This is a genomic window from Pseudomonas sp. CAU 1711, assembly GCF_039888625.1.
GTDB lineage: Bacteria > Pseudomonadota > Gammaproteobacteria > Pseudomonadales > Pseudomonadaceae > Aquipseudomonas.
Genome location: NZ_JBDQQT010000004.1, coordinates 190,802 through 207,554, shown reverse-complemented (window position 1 = coordinate 207,554; position 16,753 = coordinate 190,802). Strand labels below are relative to the sequence as shown.

General features: G+C 65.8%; 18 protein-coding genes. 10 read left to right on the top strand and 8 right to left on the bottom strand.

Features of this window, described 5'->3' with window-relative positions; genetic code table 11:
- Nucleotides 1–7 precede the first annotated feature (7 nt).
- Entirely contained in the window at nucleotides 8–490 is a 483-nt protein-coding gene (locus AAFN46_RS06140; protein ID WP_347807808.1) for a hypothetical protein, read from the top strand.
- A 35-nt stretch (nucleotides 491–525) separates the two neighbouring features.
- Nucleotides 526–1,299: a dienelactone hydrolase family protein gene (locus tag AAFN46_RS06135; protein WP_347807807.1), complete on the top strand. Its 774-nt coding sequence runs from the start codon at nucleotides 526–528 to the stop codon at nucleotides 1,297–1,299.
- A 31-nt stretch (nucleotides 1,300–1,330) separates the two neighbouring features.
- On the opposite strand, the gene AAFN46_RS06130 is transcribed toward AAFN46_RS06135, so the two are convergent.
- From AAFN46_RS06130 to AAFN46_RS06115, 4 genes are all read right to left on the bottom strand, one after another.
- Nucleotides 1,331–2,596 carry a hypothetical protein gene (locus AAFN46_RS06130; protein ID WP_347807806.1) on the bottom strand — a complete coding sequence of 422 codons (1,266 nt, stop codon included), beginning with the start codon at nucleotides 2,594–2,596 and terminating at the stop codon, nucleotides 1,331–1,333.
- A gap of 74 nt (nucleotides 2,597–2,670) precedes the next feature.
- Entirely contained in the window at nucleotides 2,671–3,534 is an 864-nt protein-coding gene (locus tag AAFN46_RS06125) for a pirin family protein (protein ID WP_347807805.1), read from the bottom strand.
- Between the two features lies 1 nt (nucleotide 3,535).
- Complete coding sequence (locus AAFN46_RS06120; protein WP_347807804.1) at nucleotides 3,536–3,931, bottom strand: OsmC family protein; 396 nt, start codon at nucleotides 3,929–3,931, stop codon at nucleotides 3,536–3,538.
- 104 nt (nucleotides 3,932–4,035) lie between these two features.
- On the bottom strand, nucleotides 4,036–4,896 hold the full coding sequence (locus AAFN46_RS06115) for a hypothetical protein (RefSeq protein WP_347807803.1): 861 nt from the start codon (nucleotides 4,894–4,896) through the stop codon (nucleotides 4,036–4,038).
- Between the two features lie 117 nt (nucleotides 4,897–5,013).
- Between AAFN46_RS06115 and AAFN46_RS06110 the strand changes: the two genes are divergently transcribed.
- Together AAFN46_RS06110 and AAFN46_RS06105 are read left to right on the top strand one after the other, a co-directional pair.
- The gene (locus tag AAFN46_RS06110; protein WP_347807802.1) at nucleotides 5,014–6,024 is read left to right on the top strand and encodes an amidohydrolase family protein; all 1,011 of its coding nucleotides are present in this window, start codon (nucleotides 5,014–5,016) and stop codon (nucleotides 6,022–6,024) included.
- A gap of 62 nt (nucleotides 6,025–6,086) precedes the next feature.
- On the top strand, nucleotides 6,087–6,551 hold the full coding sequence (locus AAFN46_RS06105; RefSeq protein ID WP_347807801.1) for a DUF3859 domain-containing protein: 465 nt from the start codon (nucleotides 6,087–6,089) through the stop codon (nucleotides 6,549–6,551).
- 55 nt (nucleotides 6,552–6,606) lie between these two features.
- On the opposite strand, the gene fabB is transcribed toward AAFN46_RS06105, so the two are convergent.
- The 3 genes from fabB to AAFN46_RS06090 form a co-directional block, all read right to left on the bottom strand.
- Complete coding sequence (gene fabB, locus AAFN46_RS06100; protein ID WP_347807800.1) at nucleotides 6,607–7,821, bottom strand: beta-ketoacyl-ACP synthase I; 1,215 nt, start codon at nucleotides 7,819–7,821, stop codon at nucleotides 6,607–6,609.
- A gap of 13 nt (nucleotides 7,822–7,834) precedes the next feature.
- The gene (fabA, locus tag AAFN46_RS06095) at nucleotides 7,835–8,350 is read right to left on the bottom strand and encodes a 3-hydroxyacyl-[acyl-carrier-protein] dehydratase FabA (protein WP_347807799.1); all 516 of its coding nucleotides are present in this window, start codon (nucleotides 8,348–8,350) and stop codon (nucleotides 7,835–7,837) included.
- 147 nt (nucleotides 8,351–8,497) lie between these two features.
- Complete coding sequence (locus tag AAFN46_RS06090; protein ID WP_347807798.1) at nucleotides 8,498–10,390, bottom strand: ATP-binding protein; 1,893 nt, start codon at nucleotides 10,388–10,390, stop codon at nucleotides 8,498–8,500.
- A gap of 215 nt (nucleotides 10,391–10,605) precedes the next feature.
- On the opposite strand from AAFN46_RS06090, the gene AAFN46_RS06085 reads away from it, so the two are divergent.
- The 4 genes from AAFN46_RS06085 to AAFN46_RS06070 all read left to right on the top strand — a co-directional run bounded on the left by AAFN46_RS06085 (nucleotide 10,606) and on the right by AAFN46_RS06070 (nucleotide 14,265).
- The gene (locus AAFN46_RS06085) at nucleotides 10,606–11,628 is read left to right on the top strand and encodes an NAD(P)H-dependent glycerol-3-phosphate dehydrogenase (protein WP_347807797.1); all 1,023 of its coding nucleotides are present in this window, start codon (nucleotides 10,606–10,608) and stop codon (nucleotides 11,626–11,628) included.
- Between the two features lie 13 nt (nucleotides 11,629–11,641).
- Nucleotides 11,642–11,989, top strand: coding sequence for a DUF4389 domain-containing protein (locus AAFN46_RS06080; protein ID WP_347807796.1), 348 nt, complete (start codon nucleotides 11,642–11,644; stop codon nucleotides 11,987–11,989).
- On the top strand, nucleotides 11,986–12,438 hold the full coding sequence (sixA, locus tag AAFN46_RS06075) for a phosphohistidine phosphatase SixA (RefSeq protein WP_347807795.1): 453 nt from the start codon (nucleotides 11,986–11,988) through the stop codon (nucleotides 12,436–12,438). The genes AAFN46_RS06080 and sixA overlap by 4 nt, the downstream gene beginning before the upstream one ends.
- Nucleotides 12,439–12,600: 162 nt before the next feature.
- Complete coding sequence (locus AAFN46_RS06070; RefSeq protein ID WP_347807794.1) at nucleotides 12,601–14,265, top strand: AMP-binding protein; 1,665 nt, start codon at nucleotides 12,601–12,603, stop codon at nucleotides 14,263–14,265.
- A gap of 109 nt (nucleotides 14,266–14,374) precedes the next feature.
- Here the strand turns inward: AAFN46_RS06070 and gltA are convergent, their stop codons facing one another.
- Complete coding sequence (gltA, locus tag AAFN46_RS06065; protein WP_347807793.1) at nucleotides 14,375–15,664, bottom strand: citrate synthase; 1,290 nt, start codon at nucleotides 15,662–15,664, stop codon at nucleotides 14,375–14,377.
- A gap of 338 nt (nucleotides 15,665–16,002) precedes the next feature.
- Between gltA and sdhC the strand changes: the two genes are divergently transcribed.
- A complete protein-coding gene (gene sdhC, locus AAFN46_RS06060) occupies nucleotides 16,003–16,389 on the top strand; it encodes a succinate dehydrogenase, cytochrome b556 subunit (RefSeq protein WP_347807792.1) in 387 nt (128 codons plus the stop codon).
- Entirely contained in the window at nucleotides 16,383–16,751 is a 369-nt protein-coding gene (gene sdhD / locus AAFN46_RS06055) for a succinate dehydrogenase, hydrophobic membrane anchor protein (RefSeq protein WP_347807791.1), read from the top strand. The genes sdhC and sdhD overlap by 7 nt, the downstream gene beginning before the upstream one ends.
- Nucleotides 16,752–16,753: the final 2 nt, after the last annotated feature.

Here is a 16,753-nt window from a genome sequence, read left to right as displayed (position 1 = left end):
AACCATCATGAACCTGCAACACTGGGAACTGCTGTCCTACATAGTCACGGTGGTGGCGCTGCCGTTCGCCATCGGCGTGTTCCTCTTCGAGCAGCGCAAGGAGCGCGAAAACGAGGAGGAGGCCATCTGGCAGCAGATTTCCGACGCCTATATCGACTTCCTCGAGGTGGTGCTGGCCAACCCCGACCTGCGCCTGCGTAGCCAGAGCGCCACGCCCGACCTTAGCGACGAACAGCGCGAACGCATGTGGGTGATCTTCGACATGCTGATCTCGCTGTTCGAGCGCGCCTACCTGCTGGCCTATGCGGACGGCATGAACGCCAAGCAGCGGCGTCGCTGGCATTCCTGGGAGGACTACATGCGCGACTGGAGCCGTCGTGAGGACTTCCGCGAGCGCCTGCCGCTCCTGCTGCGTGGCGAGGACCCGGGCTTCGCCGCCTATATCCAGCGCCTGGCCGATGAGGAGGCCGAAACGGCTCGGGCTGGCTAGTCTTGCTTGGGTTTCCTTCTCGCGGAGTCCCGAGCATGAGCAAGACGATCCTTCCCCTGCTGCTGGCCGGCGTCACCGGCCTCGCCGAAGCCGCCGTGGTGGTCAAGGCGGTGCCCTACGAGATCGATGGCGAGCCCTACGAGGGGCTGCTGGTGTACGACGACAGGATCAGCGAGCCGCGCCCGGGCCTGCTGATGGTGCCCAACTGGCTGGGCGTCAGCGAGGCTTCGGCGCAGAAGGCGGCGCGCGCCGCTGGTGACAAATACATGGTGTTCATGGCCGACCTCTACGGCAAGGGCGTGCGCCCGAACGGCCCCGACGAGGCCAAGCCGGTGGCCGGCGCCCTGCGCGGCGACCGGCCGCTGCTGCGCAAGCGTACCCAGGCCGCACTGGAGGTGCTCAGGCGCCAGCCGGGCGTGGATGTCGATCGGCTCGGTGCCATCGGCTTCTGCTTCGGCGGTGGCGCCATCCTCGAACTGGCCCGCGACGGCGCGCCGCTCAAGGCCTTCGTCTCCTTCCATGGCAATCTCGATACGCCCACTCCGGGCGATGCCCGGCGGATCAAGGCGCCGGTGCTGGTGCTGCACGGCGCCGACGACCCGTCCGTGCCGCAGGAGCAGGTCGACGCCTTCGTCGCCGAGATGAAGGCCGCCGAGGTCGACTGGCAACTGGTCAGCTACGGCGGCGCCGTGCATTCCTTCACCAACCCGCAGGCCAATGTGCCGGGGCGCAACCAATATCATCCCGTGGTGGCGGCCCGGGCGTTCAAGGCGATGAACGATCTGCTCGACGAGGTGTTTGCCCGCTGAGGCCAGGCAGATCTGCTCCTGAGTCCCGTATTCAGGGGGTATTGAGTTTTTTCTCGGCAATGGCAGGCGGGTAGTCGACGAGCACTTCTTGCGCCGAATAAATCGGTGCACTCAGGTGCGCATCGGTCAGCACCGCTCTCACCCGATAGCGCCCCGGCACCAGCTTGGGGAAGAAGGGTACATGGGCGTCCTGGCCTCGTTCGTCGGCGTGATAAACCACGAACTGCCCGTCGCGATGCTCGATGAAGTTGTCATCGAGCATCGCGCTCTCGTTGGCGCTAAGAGTGATTGGGTGGTGAACGGCGTACAGACGATGGCTGTACTCCGTGCCATCGCTCGCGGTGAACAGCAGGTGAACCTCGGCATGTTCCAGCGTCAGGGGTCTGTCGGCGCTCAGGCCCAGATTGAAGTTCGGGTAGGCCGGGTCTGAGAAGTCTGCCATGCCCAGCGTTGCCCCGTCTGGATGAGGCGCCGCGCTGTAGCGCCGGTGCAGATCGTAGGCCTGGTCGAGCGAGACCCAGCGTTCCAGCGCGCCCTTGCGCGAGGCATAGCGAATCTGCAGCCACTGGCCCCGGCGCGCCAGCACCTCGCAGACATCGCCCTGGATCAGGTAGGCCTTGCTGCGGCTGGCCTCGTGGGGTTGCTGGTACAGATACAGGCGCGCCGTCGGCACGGTCCAGGTCTGGGGCCGGTTGTCATCGTCGATGGCGCGGCTGGCCACCACTTTGCCCCGAATGTCGAAGGTCTTCTCGAACAGCGGGAAGAACAGGTAGGGGTAGTCCGGGCTGTAGTCCTCCTGCACCTGCAGGGTCTTGTACAGCCAGGGCTGGCCCTTGGCATCGAAGCGGAAGGCGTCGTAGTACCAGCGCGGGCCACTGCGGCAGCTGCTGTAAAGCGCACGCTCCTCGGGTTTTCTCTCCAGGCCACAGAAGCCCGAGCAGCCGAGCCGGTCGACCAGTGTCTCCGGCAGCGCCAGGAACTCGTAGCGGCGCTGGGTGGGGCGGTAGAGATACAGGTTGTAGACCTCGTTGACCATGCCGGCGGCCATGCTGATGCCCAGGTCGTTGTGACCATCGAAGTCATAGTCGGCGACCTCGAAACGGGGCGCCGTTTCGTTTGCCTCGGGGATTTCCAGCTCGATCCAGCTGCCGTCCGGTTGCTGCAGTCGATAGCTGTCGCCATCCTGCTGCACATGGGCCTGCAGCCCTGGCTCGGGTTCGAGTATCGGCAGGTTTGCGTGGGATAACAGCGGCGCCGCTAGAAGGGCGGAGGCGAGCAGGTGGCGAACGAGGGGCACGGCAGCAATCCTTTGCGGGCAGGACTCGCCATGTTACTGCCGGGCATCGTCCTGGCACTTGATGGCATCGGCATTTATGCACCTGGCAAGGTGATGCGCTCGCTTTCGCCCGGTACCCGTGGCCAGTCCCAGGCAGCCCATTTCTGCTTGGCCCGTTCCAGCATCTGCGCATCGCTGGCCACGAAGTTCCAGTACATGCGCCGTGGCCCCAGCGGCTCGCCGCCGATCAGTACCAGGCGGCATTCGCCGCAGGCGCTGAGCAGCGGTTCCTCGCCCTCCGGCAGCACGGCGAGGCCATGCTGCGGCAGGTCGTGGTCTTCCAGCCTGGCCTCGCCCTCGATCAGGTACAGCGCGCGCTCGCGCTGCTCGGCAGGAATCGTCAGGCTGGCGCCGGCCGCGAGCCTGATCTCGGCGTAGAGGGTGGGCGAGTGCACCGGCACCGGCGATTGCAGGCAGAAGCCGGCGCCGGCGATCAGGATGATGCTCACGCCCATGGCCTCGCTGCGCGGCAGGCTGGCGGCCGGGTGGTGGCTGTAGCTCGGTTCGCACTCCTCCAGCGCCTGCGGCAGGGCCAGCCAGACCTGCAGGCCGTGCAGGCGCGAGCCGCTGCGCCGCAGGTGCGGCGGGGTGCGTTCGACATGGGCGACGGCGCGGCCGGCGGTCATCCAGCTGACATCGCCGGGGCCGACCCGTTGGTCCGAGCCCAGGCTGTCCTTGTGCTGCAACTCGCCCTCGAACAGGTAGGTGAGGGTGGACAGGCCGATATGCGGGTGCTGGGCGATGTCCATTCCACCTCCCGGCGCATAGTCCTGGGCCAGCATATGGTCGAAGAACACGAAGGGGCCGACGCTGCGGCAGCGTGCCGAGGGCAGCGGGCGCAGGATCGGCTGGCCGGCGATGTCCTCGGCCCTGGGCTGGATCAGTAGCAGTCCGTTCATCTCAGGCCTCGTCCAGGCGGGTCTGCACCTGCACTTCGGTGCCGGTCATCAGCTTGTGCACCGGGCATTTGTCGGCGACGCGCAGCAACTGCTGGCGCTGCGCCTCGTCCAGGGCGCCGTGCAACTGCAGGGCCACTTCCAGGCGGTACAGGCCCTGGCGCTCCTGGCTGTCGTCGCGCGCCACGCGCACCTCCAGGCCGTCCAGGGGCAGGCCGCGCTGCCTGGCGTAGAGCATCAGGGTCAGTGCCTTGCAGGCGCCCAGGGCAGCGTCGAACAGGTCGTGCGGCTCGGCCGCGCTGTCGGCCCCGCCCAGCTCTGCGGGCGCGTCGGCGTACAGCCGGTGCTCGCCTATCTCGATGCGGTGGCGCAGTCCGGACTCGGTGCTGATGCGGATCATGGGGCGCTCCAAGGCTCTGGCAGGTATCCAGAGCCTTGCACGGCAAGCCGATCCGCGCCAGCCGTCTTTGCTCTCGATAGGCGGCGGGCGCGCAGAGGGCGCCTTTATCGAGGCGCGCCAGGCCGGTACCAGAGCTCCTCGCGCTGGAAGGGTGTCTGTGCCGGCAGGTCATGGTTTTCCAGCTCTATCACCCGGCGCTGCGCTAGCCGCGCCCGCTCCAGGGTGGCGCCGTGGTGCTGCTGGAACAGGGCCTCGTAGCTGCCGTCTGCGATCATCGCCTCCAGGCCGCGCTCGATGGCCGTGGCCAGGTCGGCGCGGGCTCGCGAGGTGAAAAAATAGAAGGCGGTGGGGTAGTGGATGACGATGTGCTCGTCGACCTCCAGTTCGAGCCCCTCGCGGGCGGCCTCGGCCTGCTCATTCCAGACCACCACCACCTCGCGCGGGAAGAGGTCGAAGCGGCCGGCGCCGAGCATGCGGAACAGGCTGTCGTAGCTCTGGCTGGTGATCACCTGCAGGCCGTTGTCGCGCAGGATGCGGGTGTCCGGCCAGTCGGCGCGCTGACCGAAACGCATGGGCTTGAGGTCGGCCAGGCTCTGCACGCGGCTCAGCCAGTCCTTGTCCTCGCGGCGCACCAGGGGCACGCGCCAGCCGATCAGCCCCTTGTAGAGGGGGATGCGGATCGGCAGCAGGATCTGCTCGCGGGCGCGGGTGGTCATGGCCCACATCAGCTGCACCACGCCGTCGTTCTGCTCCAGCGACTGTTCGGCGCGGCTCTGCGGCATGGGGCGTGGCGAGGGTTGCAGGCGGTAGTCGCCGCCGCTCCTGGCCAGGGCCTGATGCAGCATTTCGACCACATAGGCCTCCGGGTCGACGCCCTCGGAGTGCAGCGGATAGGTAAGCGTCTCGGCGTGGGGCTGGGCCGAGCAGAAGAGGGCGAGCAGGGCGGTGAGGCGGACGATGGGCATGCGCAGGTTTCGTGAAAATAGATGACACATGATGGCCCCTGGCTCGCGCCCTCGCCAGTTGAACGGCCGTGCGCTCGTGACTGTCTACTCTGCTCGAGATGCCAGGGAGTGACTCCATTGCCCGTCCGCCGCCCGTTGTACGCCGCCTTGCTCGGCCTGCTGGCCCTACAGGCCGATGCCCGCGACTATCGCTTCAGCGACGCGCATCTGCACTACGTGGATTTCTTCCAGGAAAGCGAGGGCATGCCCCGGCTGCTGGAGGCCATGGCCGCCGGGGGCGTCGAGCATGTGATGATCAGCGGTATCCCGGTGGCCAAGAAATGGCACGAGGACGAGCCCAAGCGCCCGCGTTATTACGCCGGCGACGATGCAGGCGCCTACTGGTACAGCGCCACCGATGTCTTCGTCGCCGAGGCGGTCCGGCGCCTGCCGCTGGAGCAGCGCGAGCGTTTCCACCCCTTCCTCAGCGGCTTCAATCCGGTGGACAAGAATGCCGACGCCCATATCCGGCGCATGCTCGAACTCTACCCGGGCTTCTGGCAGGGGCTGGGCGAGGTGTTCACCCGGCATGACGATCTCACCGCGCTGACCTATGGCGACACGCCGCGGGCCAACAACGAGGCCATGACCCGCGTCTACCACCTGGCCGCCGAGTACGACCTGCCGGTGCTGCTGCACAGCAACATCACCTCCAAGCGCGAGCGCAACCCGCTGTACCTGGCGGAAATCGAGGAGCCGCTGCGTAACCATCCGCACGTACGCTTCATCTGGGCCCACGCCGGTACCAGCCTGGAGCTTCACCGCCACCAGAGGCGCCTGGACTTTCTCCTGCCGACCCTGGAACGCATGCTGGGCGAATACCCGAACCTGCATATCGACCTGTCCTGGAGCGTGCTGCGGCCCTACCTGCTGGATGCCGAGGGGCGCGCCGATCCGCGCTGGGTAAGGCTGGTGAGCCGCTATCCGGCGCGCTTCATGCTCGGCTCCGACCTGGTCGGCCGCTTCGAGGGGCAGGGCGAGCACCTGGCGGCCTTCCGCCCCTTTCTCGATGCCCTGCCGGAGGACGTGGCGCGGCGGGTGGCGCGCGACAACTTCCTCGCCGTGTTGCCGCGCAAGCACCGCGACTGACTGTCATCAGTCTGTAACTGCGGTGTCATAGCCTCGCGCCAACTTTCCTCAAGGAGCGCGAGATGAAACTGTTCAGCCTGTCCGTCCTGGCCCTGGGCCTGTCCGCCAACCTGGCCCTGGCCGATGTGCGTGTCGAGGGCCCTGTGGAGTTTGGCGTGTTCGCCAGTGCGCCGATCAAGGACCCGCAGCCGGGCGAGCGCGTGCTGACCCGGGCCAACCAGCCGATCGAGCAGACCGAGGTGGTGCCGGCGCGCCTGGGCACCAAGTTCGGCGTGCGCTACCGCCTGCTGGGCAAGAGCGAGGCCGAGCAGCCGCTGACCCTGCTTTACTTCACGCCGGGTCTGGTCGGTCCGGATGGCAAGCGGCAGGACAAGATCGAGCTGCAGCAGAAACTGGTGGTCGGCGCGCCCCAGGATGTGATGGCCTTCGAGTTCACCGAGCACCACGAGATGGTCCCGGGCGAGTGGCGCTTCATGGTGTTCCAGGGCGATCGCAAGCTGCTGGAGCAGGATTTCGTCGTGCGCTGAGGCACAACCGAAACGAAAACGGCGCCCGTAGGCGCCGTTTTCGTTCGCGGTCGAATCAGCCCTGATAGCGCTTCAGCACCAGGGTGGCGTTGGTGCCACCGAAGCCGAAGCTGTTGCTCATCACGGTGTTCAGCTGCACGTCGCGGGTCTGGCGCTGAATCGGCAGGTCGGCCACTTCCGGGTCCAGTTCCTCGATGTTGGCCGAGCCGGCGATGAAGCCACCCTGCATCATCAGCAGGCAGTAGATGGCCTCGTGCACGCCGGCGGCGCCCAGCGAGTGGCCGGACAGGCTCTTGGTCGAACTGATGGCCGGTGCCTTGGCGCCGAACACCTCGCGCACGGCGCGCGCCTCGGCGGTGTCGCCGACCGGTGTGGAGGTGCCGTGGGTGTTGAGGTAGTCGATCGGCGTATCGACCGTGGCCAGGGCCTGCTGCATGCAGCGCACGGCGCCTTCGCCACTGGGCGCGACCATGTCGTAGCCGTCGCTGGTGGCGCCGTAGCCGACGATTTCGGCGTAGATCTTGGCGCCACGCTTGAGCGCGTGCTCCAGCTCCTCGACCACCACCATGCCGCCGCCGCCGGCGATGACGAAGCCGTCACGCTTGGCGTCGTAGGCGCGCGAGGCCTTGTCCGGAGTCTCGTTGTACTGGGTGGAGAGGGCGCCCATGGCATCGAACAGGCAGCTCTGGCTCCAGTGCTCCTCTTCGCCGCCGCCGGCGAAGACGATGTCCTGCTTGCCCATCTGGATCTGCTCCATGGCGTGGCCGATGCAGTGGGCGCTGGTAGCGCAGGCCGACGAGATGGAGTAGTTGACGCCCTTGATCTGGAATGGCGTGGCCAGGCAGGCCGACACGGTGCTGCCCATGGTGCGCGGCACGCGGTATGGGCCGATGCGCTTGACGCCCTTCTCGCGCAGGGTGTCGATGGCTTCCATCTGGTTCAGGGTGGAGGCACCGCCGGAGCCGGCGATCAGGCCGACGCGCGGCTGGGAGATCTCTTCCAGGCTGAGGCCGGCATCCTTGATCGCCTGCTCCATGGACAGGTAGGCGTAGGCCGCGGCGTCGCCCATGAAGCGCAGCACCTTGCGGTCGATCAGTTCTTCCAGGTTTAGGTCGACGGAGCCGGACACCTGGCTGCGCAGGCCCATTTCGGCATATTCCGGGTTGAAGCGGATGCCCGCCTTGCCGGCGCGCAGGTTGGCGGAAACGGTGTCCTTGTCATTGCCCAGGCAGGAAACGATGCCCAGGCCGGTGATCACGACGCGACGCATGCGGAAATATCCTTCAGAAGCTGTCGGTAGAGGTGAACAGGCCGACGCGGAGGCCTTCGGCGCTGTAGATTTCGCGGCCATCGACGCTGACGCTGCCGTCGGCGATGCCGAGGATCAGCGAACGGTTGATGGTGCGCTTGATATGAATGTTGTAGGTGATTTTCTTGGCGGTCGGCAGGATCTGGCCGAAGAATTTCACTTCGCCCGAGCCCAGGGCGCGGCCGCGGCCGGGGTTGCCCTGCCAGCCGAGGAAGAAGCCGACCAGCTGCCACATGGCGTCGAGGCCCAGGCAGCCCGGCATCACCGGATCGCCCTCGAAGTGGCAGGCGAAGAACCACAGGTCCGGATTGATGTCGAGTTCGGCGACTATCTCGCCCTTGCCGTACTTACCGCCGGTTTCGCTGATATGCACGATGCGGTCGATCATCAGCATATTGGGGGCGGGCAACTGCGCGTTACCAGGGCCAAACAGTTCGCCGCGGCTGCAGGCGAGCAATTCTTCCCGGGTATAGGCGTTTTGCTGGGTCATGCGAACTCCTCAATGGTCCCCTAGGCGGGGGCTAAGCTGCGCCGCGGGGTCTTCTTGTGTAGCGGCAGACTAGTCATAGACTGTTGCGCTGTGGTGAAAGTCACAGCCGCGTGTGCACGACTGTAAACCGGGGCGCTCTGACTCGGGTCATTTCGAGCTGGCCTCCATTGTGGCCGGGAGCGGATCACTGTGCTGGCCGAGCCAACGAAGCAACACGCGTTCCAGGTCGGCGCGCTTGAAGGGTTTGGCCAGATAGTCGTTCATGCCGGCCTGCAGACAGTCCTCGCGGTCGCCCTGCAGGGCGTTGGCGGTCAGGGCGATGATCGGCGTGCCGGCCTGGGGCGCCAGGCGGCGAATCTGCCGGGTCGCTTCGTAGCCGTCGAGCACCGGCAGGCGGCAATCCATCAGCACCGCGGCGAAGCGCGTGGCGTCGAAGCGCTGGACCGCCTGGGCGCCGTCGGCCACCAGGGTAACCCGATAGCCCAGGCTGCGCAGCATGGCCTCGATCACCGTCTGGTTGACCGGGTTGTCCTCCACCAGCAGCACTTCCTGGCCTTCCCCGGGTTGCCCGGCGCTCGTCTCGCTCGGCCGCTCGGCGCGGCGGCGGGCGCTGAAGGGCAGGGGAATCTCCAGGGTGAACACCGAGCCGACGCCTTCCTGGCTGCTGGCATGCAGGGTGCCACCCATGCGCTCGGCCAGGGTGCGGGCGATGGACAGGCCCAGGCCGGTGCCGCCGTAGCGACGGGATATCGAGGTGTCGGCCTGCTGGAAGGCGTCGAACATGTGCTCCAGGCGTTCGGGCGAGATGCCGATGCCGCTGTCGTGCACCGCGCAGGTGAGCCATAGCACCTCGTTGTCCAGCGCCTGCCAGTGGGTCTCGATACGAATGCCGCCTTCCTCGGTGAACTTCAGGGCATTGCCCAGCAGGTTGACCAGAATCTGGCGGATGCGGGTCGGGTCGCCCTGCACTTCGTAACCGTCCAGCCCGTCCTGGTTTTCCAGGCGCAGATAGAGCCCGCGCTGCTGGGCGCTGTGCTGGAACACCTGGATCGAGCCCTGCAGCAGGTCCAACAAGTTGAAGGGGATGCGCTCCAGCTCCAGGGCGCCGCGCTCGATGCGGGAGAAGTCGAGGATGTCGTTGATCACCTTGAGCAGGTGTTCGGTGGACTCGGTGGCCAGGGCCGTGTACTCGTCCTGCTCCTGGGTCAGCTCGGTGGTCTCCAGCAACTGCAGCATGCCCAGCACGCCATTCATCGGGGTGCGCAGCTCGTGGCTCATCATGGCCAGGAAGTCGGACTTGGCGCGGCTGGCCTGTTCGGCCTGTTCGCGGGTCTGGATCAGCTGGCGCATGGCCTTGTGCTGTTCGCCGCTGGCCTTGTCCAGCGCCTCGGCCAGGGCGTTGATATGGCGGGCCAGATCGCCCAGTTCGCTGGTGTCGGTCTCCGGCAGGCGGGCGCGGTAGTCGCCGGCCTTGAGCGCCTGCAGCGCCTGGCCCATCTCGATTATGGGGCCGGACAGGCGGCGGGCCAGCTGGCGCGCCAGGAGAAAGGTCAGCAGCAGGGCGATCAGGGCCAGCATGGTGGCCTTGAGCAGGATGGCCTGCTGGCGGCTGGTGAAGGCCTCGTCGGACATGCCGACCGCGATCTGGCCCAAATGATCCTCGGCCCCATTGCCACGCTGCAGATCAATGGGTGCGTGGAATACTTCTACCCGTGCCTCGCCGTTCTCGCCGGGGCGCTCGACATAGGCGAGGATTCCCTCGTCGCGGTCGCGTACCTCCAGGAAGCGCACGTGCGGGTTCTTCAGGGTGTCGCGCAGCAGATCCTCCAGGGCCCGGCGGTCGTCGTTGGCGACCCCGTACTCGGCGGCAGGGGCGAGCTGGTCGGCCACACGCTGGCCGTTTTGATCGATCTCCTGGCGCAGATCCTGTAGCCGGGCATGGGTGAAGAGACCGGTCAGCAGCAGGGTCAGCAGCAGCGCCGGGCCGACACTGATCAGTTGTGTGCGGGTGTGGATGCCCCAGCGGCCGCCGAAGGTCATGGCGTCGCCCCCGTGGCATGCGGGGCGGGAAAGCGGTGGAGGGGCGGCGAATGAAGCGGGGCGATGTAGCGCACGGAACGGCCTTGTTCTCTGGCGTAATCCCGGCATGTTAACCGAGAAGGTCGGCTTTGCCAGTGTTCGGGGTCACGCCAGGTACTGGTCGGTCGCTCCTGGCTTCGTGATAATGCCACCACCCGATCCGTCTGGAATTTCTAATGACCGAGCAACAACCCGTTGCAGTACTGGGCGGCGGCAGCTTCGGCACCGCCATTGCCAACCTCCTGGCCGCCAACGGCCAGCGTGTCCTGCAGTGGATGCGTGACCCCGAGCAGGCTGAGGCCATGCGCAGTCAGCGTGAGAACCCGCGCTACCTCAAGGGCATCAAGCTGTTGCCTGGCGTCGAGCCGGTGACCGACCTGCCGGCCGTGCTGGCGGTCAGCGAGCTGGTGTTCGTCGCCATTCCCTCGTCGGCCCTGCGCCAGGCCTTGCAGCCGGTGGCCGAACAGCTCGCCGGCAAGCTGCTGGTGAGCACCACCAAGGGCATCGAGGCCGAAAGCTTCAAGCTGATGAGCCAGATCCTCGCCGAAGTGGCGCCGCAGGCGCGCATCGGCGTGCTGTCCGGGCCCAACCTGGCGCGCGAGATCGCCGAGCACGCATTGACCGCCACGGTGATCGCCAGCGAGGACGAGGAGCTCTGCCAGCGCGTACAGGAGGCCCTGCACGGGCGCACCTTCCGCGTCTACGCCAGCCGCGACAGCTTCGGCGTGGAGCTGGGCGGTGCGCTGAAGAACGTCTATGCCATCATCGCCGGCATGGCCGTGGCGCTGGGCATGGGCGAGAACACCAAGAGCATGCTGATCACTCGCGCCCTGGCCGAGATGACCCGGTTCGCCGTGCAGCTCGGCGCCAACCCCATGACCTTCCTCGGCCTGGCCGGGGTCGGCGATCTGATCGTCACCTGCTCCTCGCCCAAGAGTCGCAACTTCCAGGTCGGCCATGCGTTGGGCGAAGGCCTGTCGCTGGACGACGCGGTGGCGCGCCTGGGCGAGGTGGCCGAGGGGGTCAATACGCTCAAGGTGCTGAAGAGCAAGGCCGAGGAGCTGCAGGTCTACATGCCCCTGGTCGCCGGCCTGTATGCCATCCTGTTCGAGGGGCGCACCCTGGAGCAGGTGATTCAGGCGCTGATGCGCGGCGAGCCGAAGACCGATGTGGACTTCATCTCCCCCAGTGGATTCTAAAGAGGAGGCTGTCATGAGCGACGAAACCAAGGAACTGGAGCGCGAATCCATCGCCCTGCGCATTCTGTGGATGGTGATCTTCGCCATCGTCTGGCAACTGGCCGAGATCGTTCTCGCCGGCGTGGTCCTGCTGCAACTGGGCTATCGCCTGTTCTATGGGGCAGCCAATGGCAGCCTGCAGGGCTTCGGCGACAGTCTCAGCCAGTATCTGCAGCAGATCGGTCGCTTCGGTACCTTCAACAGCGAAGAGAAGCCCTGGCCCTTCGCCGACTGGCCGACGCCGCGGGCACCCGAGGACAACGAGCCGCACAGCATCCCGCCGGCCCCGCATCCGGTGCGCGACGAAGAACCCAAGCTGTGAAGCTCTGGCTGCTGCGCCACGGCGAGGCCGAGCCGCGGGCGCGCAGCGACGCCGAGCGGGCGCTGACCGAGCATGGTCGCAAGGAGGTACGCAAGAGCGCCAGGCGCCTGCGCGGCGAGGCGCTCGCGCATATCCTGGTCAGCCCCTATCGGCGCGCCCAGCAGAGCGCCGAACTGGTGCGCGAGGCGCTGGGCCTCGATCTGCCGCTGACCACCCTCGACTGGCTGACGCCGGACGACGATCCGCGCCAAGTCGCCGGCCGCCTCTATGCCTATTCCGGCGACTGCCTGCTGGTCAGCCACAACCCCTTGCTCGGCCAGCTCGGTGGCTTCCTGCTGCAGGGGCATCTGCAGGAGCCGCTGCTGCTGCACACCGCCAGCCTGGTCGAACTGGAAGGCGAGACGATTCCCGGGCTGATGCGCCTGGTCGGGCTCTACCACCCCCACTGAGCTGCACTCGTCGAAGCGCTTCGCTGGCGTATGCCCGGGCGATGCGGGCTTGCGTGCGCCTGTAACATTTATCTACTTGCCGCCCCTCCCCACGCATGGAATATTCGACCAAGCAAGTGCTTGGTTGCTCCCTGTGACAAAAACAAGAAACAAGGAGGCCCCGTGGCCGATGCAGTCCGTTTGCCGCTCGACCTGTTCTTCGAGCGAGAGTCGCGTCATCCGAACAAGACTTACCTGATCCAGCCGCTGGACGGTGGCCGGACAGAGCAGTTGACCTGGTCCGAGGTCGGCGAGCAGGCGCGGCGGGCCGCCGCCTGGCTGCGTGGCCTGGAGCTGGCGCAGGGCAGCAAGATCGCCATCATTTCGAAGAACTGCGCGCACTGGATAGTTGCCGACCTGGCCATCTGGATGGCCGGGCACGTCTCTGTGCCGCTCTATCCCAACCTCACCGCCGAGTCGGTGCGCCAGGTGCTGGAGCATGCCGAGGCCAGGGTGGCCTTTATCGGCAAGCTGGACGACTGGTCGGCCATGGCGCCCGGCGTGCCGCAGGGGTTGCTCACCGTCGCCCTGCCGCTGCATGCGCCGGGGCGCTTCGACCGTGCCTGGCAGGATCTGCAGGCCTGTGCGCCGATCCAGGACAGGCCGCGCCCGGCCGCCGATCGGCTCGCCACCATCATCTACACCTCCGGCACTACCGGCATGCCCAAGGGGGTGATGCACAATTTCGGCAACTTCGGCTTCACCGCCGGGCATGCCTCGGAGCTGTTCGGTGTCGGCGAAGCGGACCGGGTGCTGTCCTATCTGCCGCTGTGTCATGTGGCCGAACGCATGTTCGTCGAGCTCAACTCCCTGTACAGCGGCATGACCGTGTACTTCGCCGAGAGCCTGGAGACCTTCCTCGAAGACCTGCGCCGCGCGCGGCCTACGGTGTTCTTCGGCGTGCCGCGGATCTGGACCAAGTTCCAGATGGGGGTCTACTCGAAGATGCCGGCGGGCAGGCTCGATTTCCTCCTCGCCATTCCGCTGCTCGGTCGGTTGGTCGGGCGCAAGGTGCTGCGCGGCCTGGGGCTGGATGCGCTGCGCTACTCCCTGTGCGGCGCGGCGCCGGTCCCCGATGCCCTGTTGAACTGGTACAAGCGTCTCGGCCTGGAGGTGCTCAACGTCTACGGCATGACCGAGAACTGCGGCTACTCCCATGTCGGCCGGCCGGGGCGGGCCCGGCTCGGCTGGATCGGCCAGAACAACCCTGGCGTGGAGGTGCGCATCAGCGAGGAGGGCGAGGTGCAGGTGCGCAGCGGCTCGACCATGCAGGGCTACTACAAGGAGCCGGGCAAGACCGCCGAGGTGATGACCGCCGACGGCTTCCTGCGCACCGGCGACAAGGGCGAGCAGGACGCCGAGGGCAACCTGCGCCTGACCGGGCGGATCAAGGAGATCTTCAAGACCAGCAAGGGCAAGTACGTGGCCCCGGCGCCGATCGAGAACCGCCTGGCCGTGCACAGCCATATCGAGCAGGTCTGCGTGGTCGGCGATGGCCTGCCGCAGCCTCTGGCCCTGTGCGTGCTGTCCGAGGCCGGGCGCAAGGAGTCCCGCGAGCAGCTGGAGAGCAGCCTCAAGCGCCTGCTGGATGAGACCAATCGGGGGCTGGACAAGCACGAGCAGCTCAACGGCCTGGTGCTAGTGCCCGAGGTCTGGGCGGTGGACAACGGCTTCCTCACGCCGACCCTGAAGATCAAGCGGGCCTCGGTGGAGGGGGCCTACGGTGCGCATTTCCAGTCGTGGGGGCAGGGCAGTGGCGAGGTGCTCTGGCACCAGGCGGCTGGCTGACTGCGATAGTGCGGGGCTCCATGCAAAACAAAACGCCCGATGCATGGCATCGGGCGTTCTGGGTTCTGTCGATAGCGCCGAAGGCGCTGGCCTGGGGCGGGTCGACAGATTACTTGCGGTCTTCCAGGCTGACGTACTCGCGCTTGTCGTAGCCGGTGTAGAGCTGGCGCGGACGGCCGATCTTGTACGGGCTGGACAGCATTTCCTTCCAGTGCGAGATCCAGCCGACGGTACGCGACAGGGCGAAGATCACGGTGAACATGCTGGTCGGGATGCCGATGGCCTTGAGAATGATGCCCGAGTAGAAGTCCACGTTCGGGTACAGGTTGCGCTCCTTGAAGTAGGGATCGGTCAGGGCGATCTCTTCCAGCTTCATGGCCAGTTCCAGTTGCGGGTCGTTCTTGATGCCCAGCTCGCCCAGCACTTCGTCGCAGGTCTGCTTCATCACGGTGGCGCGCGGGTCGCGGTTCTTGTACACGCGATGGCCGAAGCCCATCAGCTTGAACGGATCGTTCTTGTCCTTGGCCTTGGCGATGAAGGTGTCGATGTTCTCGACGCTGCCGATCTCGTCCAGCATGTTCAGCACGGCCTCGTTGGCGCCACCGTGGGCCGGGCCCCAGAGCGCGGCGATGCCGGCGGCGATGCAGGCGAACGGGTTGGCACCCGAGGAGCCGGCCAGGCGTACGGTGGAGGTGGAGGCGTTCTGCTCATGGTCGGCGTGCAGGATGAAGATGCGATCCATAGCCTTGGCCAGCACCGGGCTGATCGGTTTGATCTCGCACGGGGTATTGAACATCATGTGCAGGAAGTTTTCCGCGTAGTTCAGGTCGTTACGCGGGTACATCATGGGCTGGCCCATGGAGTACTTGTAGGCCATGGCGGCGATGGTCGGCATCTTGGCCACCAAGCGCATGGCGGAAATCTCGCGGTGGTGCGGGTTATTGATGTCCAGCGAGTCGTGGTAGAAGGCGGAGAGGGCGCCGACCACGCCACACATGATGGCCATCGGGTGGGCGTCGCGACGGAAGCCGTTGAAGAAGGTCTTCAGCTGCTCGTGCACCATGGTGTGATTCTTGATGGTGCTGACGAACTGGGCCTTCTGCTCGGCGGTCGGCAGTTCGCCGTTGAGCAGCAGGTAGCAGGTTTCCAGGTAGTCGGATTTCTCCGCCAGCTGCTCGATGGGGTAGCCGCGATGCAGCAGGACACCGGCGTCGCCGTCGATGTAGGTGATCTTCGACTCGCAAGAGGCGGTCGACATAAAGCCAGGATCAAAAGTGAAGCGACCCGTGGCGGTCAGGCCTCTCACGTCGACAACATCGGGACCCACGGTGCCGGTCAGTACGGGCAGCTCTACGGGGGCATTGCCCTCGATGATCAACTGCGCTTTTTTGTCAGCCATGTGTGGCCTCCTGTTTATGCTTGGAATCATCAGACAGCCCCCCACGCAGGGCCCGGGACACTATAGAGACATAAATCTGAAAGTCAATTTGCCGGAACCCAAGCGGCAGAGGGCTTCCAGCCCTGTTTCGGGGCGCTAATACGTCATTTATTAAGGGGGCGCAATCCGCTTTTTAGGGTGGGGCATTGCGTTGTCATTAGTAACCTAACTGTCTATACTCTGCGCCCGGCCGCCAATGGCTTGAAAGCCTGCAAGCAGGCGGCTGGCACTCCCTTGGTGAGGGGTACCTGACCAGTGCACTTCCCGACAACTTGCCCTGCTTGTTAGGGGCCTCTAGTGTGAAAAAAGCCGTGAATAGCCAACGACCTGTAAACCTAGATCTCAGGACTATAAAACTCCCGATCACAGCTTATACGTCCATTCTGCACCGTATTTCCGGTGTCATCCTCTTCCTGGGCATTGCCGTGCTGCTGTTCGCGCTCGACAAGTCCCTGGCTTCCGAGGAGGGCTTCGCAGAAGTTAAGGCGTGTCTGACCAGTCCGCTGGCCAAGCTGATCGTCTGGGGGCTGTTGTCCGCCCTGCTGTATCACCTGGTGGCCGGCGTGCGCCACCTGATCATGGACATGGGTGTCGGCGAGTCGCTGGAAGGCGGCAAGCTGGGCTCGAAGATCGTCATCGCCGTGTCGGCGGTGGTCATCGTTCTGGCGGGGGTCTGGGTATGGTAACCAACGTAACCAATCTGTCGCGTTCGGGCCTCTATGACTGGATGGCCCAGCGTGTGTCGGCGGTCGTTCTCGCGGCTTATTTTCTGTTCCTGATCGGCTATCTGGTAGTCAATCCGGGCATCGGCTACGACCAGTGGCACGCCCTGTTCGACTGCACCGCGATGCGTATCTTCAGTCTGCTGGCCCTGGTTGCCCTCGGCGCTCACGCCTGGGTCGGCATGTGGACCATTTCCACCGACTACCTGACGCCCATGGCGTTCGGCAAGTCGGCGACTGTCGTGCGTTTCCTCTTCCAGGCGTTCTGCGGCATTGCGATGTTCGCGTTCTTCGTCTGGGGTGTGCAGATTCTCTGGGGTGTCTGATT